Source organism: Vibrio sp. 1CM8B, assembly GCF_023161685.1.
Classification (GTDB): domain Bacteria; phylum Pseudomonadota; class Gammaproteobacteria; order Enterobacterales; family Vibrionaceae; genus Vibrio; species Vibrio coralliirubri.
Genome location: NZ_JALNTU010000011.1, coordinates 138,097 through 148,725, shown reverse-complemented (window position 1 = coordinate 148,725; position 10,629 = coordinate 138,097). Strand labels below are relative to the sequence as shown.

Sequence of the window (10,629 nt, the reverse complement as noted above, 5' to 3'; positions counted from 1 at the left end):
GAGTGCGCTTAATGTAGGTATTATTTGAAGTAGTCATAATTCGTCCTCAATGTGTAAACACATTTCAGGACGGGACATAAAAACAAAAAAAGGCATGCACTTGGCATACCTTTTTGGCTGGTTCAAATGAGTTTGAAAACCGTGTTTAGCTTGCAGTGGCTAAACGGTGGTTAGCATCTTGCAAGTGAGCGGCTGACATTGTACGAGCTTTTTCACTATCGCCAGCCATAATCGCTTCATAGATTCTACGGTGTTCATTGATACATGTGCTGCCCTCTTCAGAAGAGTGCACGATGAAGTTAACGAACATGGTAGTCAGAATATTGCCAAATGGCAGGTAGAAATCGTTACCTGTCGCATTAAAGATCAAGCTGTGGAAACGAGTATCGATGTCTGTCCAACGTTCTTGGTCAAACACTTCTGCGTCATCCACTTCAACCATCTTCTGGAAGATCTCTGAAAGCTCGATACGTTGCTCAGCAGTCGCAAATTTTGCCGCTAATGCACACGCTTCAGGTTCAATCGCACGGCGAAGGCCTAAAAACTGAGAACAGAATTGGTCTATGTCGGTTAGACCATCCATCCATTCAATCAGTTGAGGATCAAGAAAGTTCCAGTATGCGCGATCCACTACACGAGTACCGATTTTCGGGCGGGACTCTAACAGACCTTTAGAAGTCAGTAGTTTAACAGCTTCACGAAGTGCCGTACGGCTGATACCAAACTGTTCACACAGCGCCATTTCACCAGGAATAATAGAACCTTGTGGCAGTTCACCAGACAAGATTCCACGAGCGATTTCACGCGCTACTTGCACGTGCAGGCTGCGCTTCGAGCCCGAGATTGAATTAAAAGTGCTAACCATAAGTTCACTTATTTTATATGTTATGTTTATGTATTATTTAAGGATCACTATAACAGGATTTCAACCTAGCGCCAATTGAGTTAAATAGCAACGAGTCGTGCTCTATTAATTTACTCAATGAATCAAACACTTATAAAGCATCTGATCCCACACAGCTAGAAATATTATGTTACACCATTCATAAATCCGTCATCAAAACGCATCGGTTTTGTCATCCTCGATTTCTATACTCCCTTCCCAAGACATCACTCAATTGGACTGAAATAATGAAACCGACAAAAACAAATCTCACGCTTAAGAGCGCTATTACTGCTGCGCTGATTTTTTCTGGTTCTGCATTAGCAATGGATACACGATACGAAGATCGCTCTGGCAACTTGGTTGCTGATGTTCCTCAAGATGAATCACAATGGGTTGACCCAAACACGCTAATTTTTGCTTATACGCCAGTTGAAGATCCTGCAGTATACGCTGATGTGTGGAGCGAGTTTTTGAGCCACCTTGAAAAAACAACGGAAAAGACGGTTCGTTTCTTCCCTGTTCAAAATAACGCTGCTCAAATTGAAGCAATGCGTTCAGGTCGCCTACATATCGCTGGTTTCAACACAGGTTCTACACCACTAGCGGTTAACTGTGCAGGCTTTGCCCCATTCACAATGATGGCTGCAGAAGATGGCTCTTTCGGCTATGAAATGGAAATCATCACTTACCCAGGTTCTGGCATTGAAAAAGTGGAAGACCTAAAAGATAAGAACCTGGCGTTCACATCACAAACCTCTAACTCTGGCTTCAAAGCACCTTCTGCGATTTTGGACGCTGAATACCAACTTCAACCTGACCGAGATTTCAAACCAGCATTCTCTGGCGCACACGACAACTCTATTTTGGGTGTGGCGCACAAAGATTACGATGCTGCAGCAGTCGCTAACTCAGTATTGAACCGCATGCTTTCACGCGATGTTGTGAAAGAAGACCAAATCAAGAGCATCTACAAATCTCAAACTTTCCCGACTACCGCTTACGGCACAGCGCACAACCTGACGCCAGAGCTGCAAGAGAAGATTCAAAAAGCGTTCTTCACTTTCGATTGGGAAGGCACAAAGCTTCAAGAAGAATTTGAACGTAACGGCGAAGCGCAGTTCGTTCCTATTACTTACAAAGAGCACTGGGAAGTGATCCGCACTATCGATACGGCAAACAAAGTCTCTTACACGTGTAGCTAAGTTCAACCGAACTAAAAAGCCAATCACACACTGATAAAACTAACTGCAGGTGTCATCGCCTGCAGTTATTCACCACTCTTTCCGGTTTACTTTCCATGCCTGTCTCAGGCGAACTCTTAGTACACCGCTCTTATAGGAATTCTATGTCTACTCTTACCCTTAAAGGGCTTACCAAGCACTACTCCAGTTCTGATAAAGCCCTTACCAACGTTAGCTTGTCGGTCAATGCCGGTGAAGTGGTTGGTTTAATTGGTCCATCTGGTGCGGGTAAATCAACACTTATCCGTTGTATTAATCGGCTAACCGAACCCACCAGCGGCGAAGTGATCTTTTCCAATACCAATCTAGAAACGCTGTCTAAGCGACAATTGAGACAATCACGCCGTGAAATCGGGATGATTTTCCAAGAGTACGCGCTGATTGAGCGTTTGACGGTGATGGAAAACGTACTTTCAGGACGTTTGGGTTACGTGAATTTCTGGCAAAGCTTTACTCGTCGTTTCCCGGAGTCGGATATCCAAGCCGCTTATGCGCTACTCGACCGTGTTGGATTGTTAGAACACGCCAATAAAAGGGCCGATGCTCTGTCGGGTGGTCAGCGTCAACGTGTTGGTATTGCACGTGCACTTGCTCAGAAACCGAAATTACTGTTGATTGATGAACCAACGGCCGCACTTGATCCACGTACAGCGCGCCAAATCATGCGACTGATCAGTGAGATTTGTTCAGAGCAACAACTCCCTGCCATCATCAATATTCACGATGTTCAATTAGCAAAGCAGTTTGTTGACCGTGTTGTCGGCTTGAATGCAGGTTGTGTCGTATTTGATGACAAACCAAACCTGCTCACTGAAGATGTTTTAACGCAAATCTACGGTGAAGAAGACTGGAGTCAACAAGCAGAAGAAGAGGCCGATGACCTAATCATCACGAGCCCTCGCCTGTCTGAGGCAACAATATGACTCAACCATATCCAAATCAAGTTCAGCAGCATTTAAAGTCAGGAAAACAGAATTCCAAACAATACCCGACACAGTGGACAAAACCGCCACTTATTTCTAGCCCATGGCTGCGCTGGAGCTTAATCATCATTGTCGCGGTTTACTTGTACCTTGCGACTCAATCGGTACACGTCAACTGGACTCGAATTTACGAAGGCAGCGAGCGCGGCTGGCAGTTCATTTTGGCTTTCATGAACCCAGATTTTGGTGGCCGTTGGAACAACATCTCACAAGGTTTGATTGAGAGCTTAACCATGACACTGACATCTACTGTGGCGGGTGTCCTTCTTTCTATCCCATTCGGACTAGGCGCAGCGAAAAACCTTGCCCCTACTCCCGTTTACCTATTCTGTCGTGCGTTTATTTCGGTTGCTCGTAGCTTACAAGAAATCATCGTAGCGATTCTGTGTGTTGCTCTATTTGGCTTTGGTACGTTTGCGGGTTTTGTCACGCTCACCTTCGCGACCATCGGCTTTCTCGCAAAACTGTTTGCCGATGAAATTGAAGCCATTGACCCAGCGCCACTGACCGCAATGCGTGCAACGGGCGCGAGTTGGTTACAACAGGTGAATTACGCAATTCAAGCACAGGTGATGCCGCGCTTCATCGGACTTTCGATGTACCGACTCGACATCAACTTCCGAGAGTCAGCTGTGATTGGCATTGTTGGCGCAGGTGGTATCGGCGCAACGTTAAACACAGCAATGGACCGTTACGAATACAGCGCAGCAGCCGCTATTCTATTGATTATTATCGTGATTGTGATGTTGTGTGAATACCTATCAACCATCATCCGTAAGCATGTGCAGTAAGGAACGACCAATGAGCACGCTAAATGAAACACCGACAAGCGCCATCAATCGTACCCAATGGCAGCGTTACGACAGTAAACAGAGCCTCATGCTTTGGCTAGGCTGGCTTTGCTTTGTTGCTTTGACAGTATTCGCATGGCAAGTCATGAACAAAGATACGATTTGGTACTTTGTGACTGACTCACCAAATCAATTTGCTGATATTTCTTCACGTATGTGGCCACCAAGATGGAGCTACTTAGAGTCTCTTTGGAGTCCGTTGTGGGACACCATTAACATCGCGACACTTGGCACACTGTTAGGGATCGTACTCGCGTTTCCAGTTGCGTTCTTAGCTGCACGTAATACAACGCCAAGCATGACGTTTATCAGACCTATCGCGCTGTTCATCATCGCAGCAAGTCGTTCTATCAACTCGCTAATTTGGGCTTTATTGTTGGTAGCAATCATCGGCCCAGGCTTGTTGGCCGGTATCATTGCGATAGCGCTACGTTCGATTGGTTTTGTGGCGAAGTTAATGTATGAAGCGATTGAAGAAGTGAATGCAACACAGATGTCTGCAATCCAATCGACCGGAGCTTCTCCGCTGCAAGTATTGAACTACGGCATTCTTCCGCAGGTGATGCCAAGTTTCATCGGCACGAGCTTGTTCCGCTGGGATATCAATATTCGTGAATCTACAGTATTAGGATTAGTAGGCGCTGGCGGTATCGGCTTGAAATTACAAGAATCGATGGCGATGCTGGCATGGCCTCAAGTGACTGTGATTTTCTGTGCGATTCTAGTGACGGTCATCTTCTCCGAATGGGTGGCAGCCAAAGCAAGAAAAGCCCTTATCTAAATAATAAAAACAACGTCAAATAGACGGTTAGTTAGGACCAAAGCCTACTCAGTGAGTAGGCTTTTCGTTTGTTGCAACGTAATAAACATTTTTCACCATCAGAACCGCACTTCGTTGACCACAGTCCCTACCCCTTCAATCGTGACACTCACTTGATCTTTGTCGGATAGAGCATAGGTTCTGCCTGGTGTTCCCATAAAAATAAGATCGCCCGGTTTGAGGGTAAAATAGTGGCTCAAATAGCTCACGACTTTTCGTGGCTTGTGAATCATGAACGAAGTATTTTCTTGTTGAACCACTTTGCCGTTAACACGAGTGGTCAACTCAACATTGTTGTAATCAACGCCGCGCACAATTGTGTTGCCAACCGGGCCAAAACCATCAGAAGCTTTCGCTCGGAGCCATTGTAAATCCGAACCTTGCCAACTTCTTTCAGTAATATCGTTGCCCACCGTGACACCAAAGATCGCTTCCTCGGCTTCTTCTTCACTGGCTTGGCTGAGCTCTCTACCAATCACAACCACCAGCTCGCCTTCAAAATGAACATTTCTTGCTTTTGCTGGCACTTGAATCACTTCGCCCGTGAGAGTCAAAGAGGAAGGAAGTTTAAGAAACATCGGCGGTGGTGCATCGGCAAGTGAGGCTAAATGGCTAGCGAAGTTCATTCCGACAGCGAACACTTTCTCTGGTTTTGTCGGCAGTAACACCTCTACCGACTCTAACGGGATCGAATTTTTTGCTACCGAATATTCTCCAAAGATATCACCGCTGACCGGTAACACAACGTCATTGTCTAGCTTTCCATAGCTGACTTTGTCTTGATATTGATAACGGACGAAATGCTCACTGCTCACCTCAACATTGTTATTTTCTGCCGCCAATGCGACACCAGACATCGCAACTATTGCCAATAACCACTTCATCCTTGAATCCCTTTATTTTTAAATCCTAAATTATACTTTAGCCCACTCTGTAAGATTCGAAGGAAAAGGGAAGCTCCGTTGCCCCATCCTCTTTCCCTCTTATAAAAGCAGCACGCATAAAAAAACCGAGCAACTCGTGTGAGTTACTCGGTTTGACTTATTCCCGATGTATTCAGTCGTTGTTGGTATCAACGAACGATTTTGCAATCACGACTGAATTCAATGTGATGCTTCGTTCCCGCAAAGCACCACATCAACACAAGTCATCGTTAAATAACTTGCGTGTCAATCATTTACAGTTGAGCAAATGATCCTTCCCACGAGTATGTCTCACCCGCGAACTCAACAGTGTGAGTTGCTTGCTGCGTGTCTTCAGCTTGGTTTGAAATACCGTAGTGGTAAGTGTTACCAGAAGTAGTCTGAATGCGAACAACAGTCCCGACACTGTTATGGCCCACAACAGATACTGATTTAACCAGACCACGAGCGCCTACAGAGGCTTCGATAGACTCGTTAAAGTAACCATGTGTCTCTAGTACAGAAGCAAACACGTGGTTTTGACCAGACTGACGTAAGATGAACGCAGGCTCACTCTTAAGGTTGAAGTCTGGATCGTTAGCACCAGTGCGAGCAAAAATCACTTCACTGCCCGCATTCGCGCTGGTTACTAGGCTGTAGTAGCTGCTGTCATGTAGCCAGCTTACTAGAGAACCTTCTTCGTTCACTTTGCCTGAAGCAACGTTCCACAAGTGCTGGTAACCGTTGTCTTCACCTAGCGGCTTAAGCGTTTTTTCCATGTTGTAATCAAAGTCAGTACGGATGATCTGGCCAGAGTGGTGAACTGGTAAGTCGTACTGGTGCTCAGCGTCAGCTTCAATGCGGTATACATCGATCACTAGCGGTTTTTCGAACTCAGGTAGCTCAGCAAGAATCACGCTGCGTTGCATGTCTACGCCAGTGTAGTACTCAGAAATAGTGCCGCTCATACCTTGTAGAGACTGGTCGTCTGCTACGAAGAAGTGCTTCTGACCAAACTTAGACTCAGCCAATACTGTGTTGAAGTTGTTCTGTGTTTTCTGATCAACCGTTACTGTGTTGTGAGCAACCGTCTGCTTACAGTAAGACTTGTTCTCCGGGATGTAACGACCGCCAAACTTAGGCTCAACGTTTACCCAACGACCGAAGCCGTAATCGTGCAGCACTTCGTGGCCACGGTTGAATACGCTTAGGTGCAAGCCATCGTAGTGACCATGGTCTAGCGCAGAGTGGTACTGGTGGTCTGAACCGTGCTGACCAAACCAGATCAACGCCATTGTGTCGTCGTCTTGCTCATCACGGTGACGAAGGATGCTTACGCCGCCTTTTTCGCCTTCAGGGCCGTCGGTTACAAACAGGCTACCCCAGTTGAATGCTTTGATGTCATCTGCTGCATCAACAGCGTCAGACAATGTTTTACCTGAAGCATGAACCCAAACGTTTTGTTGGTGATCAGCCATGCCAAGCAGAGTTTCTGTCTGCTCGTAACGGTGGTAACACACAGACGTTGCCATGATAACGCCTTCATCGTTGATAGAAATCGTCTTAGATGAATCGTTCAAAGCTGGCAATGTACCGTCTGGGAATGCTGTTTTGAATACAGAGTAAGACGTTGTCTTGATCACTGAATCGTTGAATTCATAGATACCAACTTCAGGCTGACGACGTTCAATTGCTTCTGCAAACAGGTAGATTGGACGTAGCGAGAAACGGTGGTAGTAAGGACCTTCCATGTAGTAGCCGTCTGGCGAGAACAATTGGTCAAGTTGTGCTAAGAAACCGCCGCTTACTTTGTCTAGTTTCAAGCCGTAAAGCGCTTTGTCTACAGACTCTTGATCGTTGATTGCGTAACCACAGATACCTACTGCTGCCACTGCCCATAAGCCGTGGTTGTGCACGATATCGAAGTCGTGTGCGTAAGTCACAACGAACATTTCGATCATTTGCTTAAGAAGATCGTCTTCGATAAGACGCTTTTGCTCTTCAGAGATGGTGTGGTAAATACAGCTGTACGCACAAGAAGCGTAAAGCATCCACATGTTCTCGTTCAACGTTTGGTGGAACAGCTTACCCGGAGGATTAGAGTCACGGCTTACGTTGCTTTCAAGTGTTGGGTATACCGTCGCGTACGCTGTTAGCATATCAACGATGTAATCACGGTACTTTGTTTCCTCAGTGATAAGGAACAAACGGCCCGCTAGATCCATATGGATGTAGTTTTGCTTGTGACGGTTGTGCTCGTAACCGCCGCCTTCACCGTGACCAGGTACTTCAATGCCAACTTCCGCCATGTAAGCGTCAGTTTGTTTAATGTCGCGAGTCAGTGCGTTACCTAAAAGGCTATCCTTGCCAAGTTCTTTACGAAGCTCTGCTGCTTCGTCAAAGTTAAGTAAAAGTGGTTGATAGCTCATTATTATTTCCCCTGCTCTGCTAATTCTGGGTTTAAAGTTGTTTCTACTGAGTAGAAGCCTGTCCAGCTGTATACTTTGCCGTTAAGCTCTACTTTGTGTTCAGTGCTGTCAGTCGCGCCAAGTTGGTTGCTGATCATCACTGTCACGTTTGATTTCTCTGTGGTGATCTCAACTACCGAACCGATATTCGTGTGAGCCACTACTTTGATGTCTTTCACAACACCACGTGCATTAACTGATTGCTCGAATTCTTCGTTGAAGTAACCGTGCGTTTCAACAACAGAAGCAAACAGTGTTGTTTCACCTTTGCTGCGTAGAATGAACGCAGGCTCTGAACGTAGGTTGAAGCTTGGGTCGTTAGCGCCAGTGCGAGTAAAGATAACTTCAGCATTGTCGTTAGACGTTGCACCTAGCCACGTGTAGTAGGTGTTGTTCTGTAGCCAGCTTACCAGTGCTGTGCCCTTCACTTCACCGCTTGCCACGTTCCATAGGTGTTGGTAACCGAAGTCTTCACCTAGCGTGTTCAGCTCTTTGTTTGCTTGGTATTCAAAGTTAGTGCGAACAATCTGACCTTGATATTGGTGTGAGTAGTCGTATTGATGCTCGCCTTCGCCGCCTTTCTTAGAATCTAAACGGTAAAGATCTAATAGTAGCGGAGATTCTAATTCTTCAAGGTTTAGCATGAACACGCTGCGTTGCATGTCAAAACCTTCGTAATGATCGTTAGCAAATGCGCTCATGCCATTGATTTGCTCGTCTTCTACTTTGAAGAAGTGTGGCAAGCCGTGTACTGCGTCCGCGCGCTCAACGTCAAAGTTGTTCTGACATTTTTCATCAATCGTTACTGCGTTGTGTGCAATTGTTTGACGAGCGTAAGATTTGTTTTCGTCTAGGTAACGGCCGCCGAATTTAGGCTCAACGTTCACCCAACGACAGAAGCCGTATTCACGCAGTACTTCTTGACCACGGTTGAAGAAAGAAATACCCAGCGTATCAAAGTTACCGTGACCCATGCCGTGTTGGCCGTAGTTCATAACAAGTTGAGAAACGTCGCCTTTCTTATCCTGCATACGGATAAAGCCTTGCGCGCCGTTATGACCTTGAGGGCCTTCGTTCAATTCAACACTTGGCCAGAAAGGCATGCCGATTTCTTTCTCAGCAGACGCTGCTTCATAAGCTTTAGATAGCTCAAGACCACATGGATGCATCCATACCGCGTCTTGAATCTTCGCCATACCTAGAATGTTTTGGTCTACACCGTTTTCAGAAGAGTAATGCTTGCTGTAAACACTTACCGCAACCTGAACACCCATGTCTGTGATACCCATAGTACGAGAAGCATCATTCAGAGCCGGGAACTCACCGTTCGGGTAAGCCGTCGCCAACATGGCTTGTACTGTGTTACCAATCACGCCGCCTTTGTAGTTATAAATATCAACTTCAGGCATATGACGGTGAATTACTTCAGCGAACACACACGTTGGGCGAATCGCGTAACGGTGGTAGTAAGGACCTTCCATGTAGTAACCAGAAGGTGCAAACAGCTGAGAAACTTGCGCTAGGAAGCCGCCAGTGTCGTTACGGTCAATGCCGTAGACTGACATTTCAAGGTACTCACGCTTGCCAAGAGCAAGACCACAAATACCCACAGCGGCTACAGCCCAAATACCGTGGTTGTGGATACGGTCGAAGTCGTGTGCGTATTTAACTGTGAACATTTCTAGCATTGGTTCGAAAATGCGAGACTCAATGTTGTCACGTTGTTCTTGTGTCAGGGTTGAAGCAACACAAGAGTAAGCTAAGCTTGAGAACATTAACCAGCAGTGTTCGTTCAGGATTTGGTGGAACAAACGACCGGTAGGGTTAGTGTTTTTCTGTACGTGGTAATCAAACGTTAGGTATTTATCTGCGTATTCTTCTAGTAATTCTGTAACAAAGTCAGCGTACTTTTGCTCTTTAGTGATCAAGAACATACGACCAGCTAGATTCATGTACGTGTAATTTTGCTTATGGCGGTTATGTTCGTAACCCCCAGCTTCACCATGACCTGGGACATCAATAGGTAAACGCATGAATGCTTCTAGATCTTTCGCGTTCGCTGCAATGGTTTTTCCCATTAAGCTAGAACGGCCCACTTCAAGATGAAGCTGCTCGATTTCTGCTTCAGTTAACAATACTGGTTTAGTCGTCATATTCTTTGTCACCCTCAATAAAGAGTTTATCTGCTTAAACTTTGATTAAATTTTCAAACTCCATATAAAGTAATACAATATGAGCTTTAATTATACCTGTTCGTCGCCAAATGATGAGTAGAGTCACACAATTAGCCATAAGTCATTGATGTAAATGACTAATGGTAAATATCAGCCATTTATTAAGTTGTTGATTTATTTACGCTATATAAAGTATCGCTTGATCAATATCACACAAATTTAGATATATTGTATTACAATTAAGCTCATTCCCTTATGATGGATGCAAGTTAAGTAACACTTAAAAGATTTAAACAGATTAGGA

The 10,629-nt window shown here is 45.4% G+C and carries 8 protein-coding genes; 4 read left to right on the top strand and 4 right to left on the bottom strand.

Annotated features, from left to right (window positions below; all coding sequences use genetic code 11):
* Nucleotides 1–145: 145 nt before the first annotated feature.
* Nucleotides 146–865: a FadR/GntR family transcriptional regulator gene (locus MSG36_RS18800; RefSeq protein ID WP_048613948.1), complete on the bottom strand. Its 720-nt coding sequence runs from the start codon at nt 863–865 to the stop codon at nt 146–148.
* 266 nt (nt 866–1,131) lie between these two features.
* Between MSG36_RS18800 and phnD the strand changes: the two genes are divergently transcribed.
* The 4 genes from phnD to phnE (MSG36_RS18780) all read left to right on the top strand — a co-directional run bounded on the left by phnD (nt 1,132) and on the right by phnE (MSG36_RS18780) (nt 4,742).
* Nucleotides 1,132–2,088 carry a phosphate/phosphite/phosphonate ABC transporter substrate-binding protein gene (gene phnD, locus MSG36_RS18795; RefSeq protein ID WP_048607068.1) on the top strand — a complete coding sequence of 319 codons (957 nt, stop codon included), beginning with the start codon at nt 1,132–1,134 and terminating at the stop codon, nt 2,086–2,088.
* 143 nt (nt 2,089–2,231) lie between these two features.
* Entirely contained in the window at nt 2,232–3,050 is an 819-nt protein-coding gene (gene phnC, locus MSG36_RS18790; protein ID WP_017069947.1) for a phosphonate ABC transporter ATP-binding protein, read from the top strand.
* Nucleotides 3,047–3,901 (top strand): phosphonate ABC transporter, permease protein PhnE, encoded by an 855-nt coding sequence (gene phnE / locus MSG36_RS18785; protein WP_052878558.1) that lies wholly within the window; start codon nt 3,047–3,049, stop codon nt 3,899–3,901. The genes phnC and phnE (MSG36_RS18785) overlap by 4 nt, the downstream gene beginning before the upstream one ends.
* 10 nt (nt 3,902–3,911) lie before the next feature.
* Nucleotides 3,912–4,742, top strand: coding sequence for a phosphonate ABC transporter, permease protein PhnE (phnE, locus tag MSG36_RS18780; RefSeq protein WP_050621206.1), 831 nt, complete (start codon nt 3,912–3,914; stop codon nt 4,740–4,742).
* A gap of 98 nt (nt 4,743–4,840) precedes the next feature.
* Here phnE (MSG36_RS18780) and MSG36_RS18775 read toward each other — a convergent pair whose 3' ends face one another.
* The 3 genes from MSG36_RS18775 to MSG36_RS18765 all read right to left on the bottom strand — a co-directional run bounded on the left by MSG36_RS18775 (nt 4,841) and on the right by MSG36_RS18765 (nt 10,304).
* Entirely contained in the window at nt 4,841–5,665 is an 825-nt protein-coding gene (locus tag MSG36_RS18775; protein ID WP_248369281.1) for a fumarylacetoacetate hydrolase family protein, read from the bottom strand.
* 293 nt (nt 5,666–5,958) lie between these two features.
* Nucleotides 5,959–8,112 carry a heparinase II/III family protein gene (locus MSG36_RS18770; protein ID WP_248369278.1) on the bottom strand — a complete coding sequence of 718 codons (2,154 nt, stop codon included), beginning with the start codon at nt 8,110–8,112 and terminating at the stop codon, nt 5,959–5,961.
* A 2-nt stretch (nt 8,113–8,114) separates the two neighbouring features.
* Complete coding sequence (locus MSG36_RS18765) at nt 8,115–10,304, bottom strand: heparinase II/III family protein (RefSeq protein WP_248369275.1); 2,190 nt, start codon at nt 10,302–10,304, stop codon at nt 8,115–8,117.
* Nucleotides 10,305–10,629 lie beyond the last annotated feature (325 nt).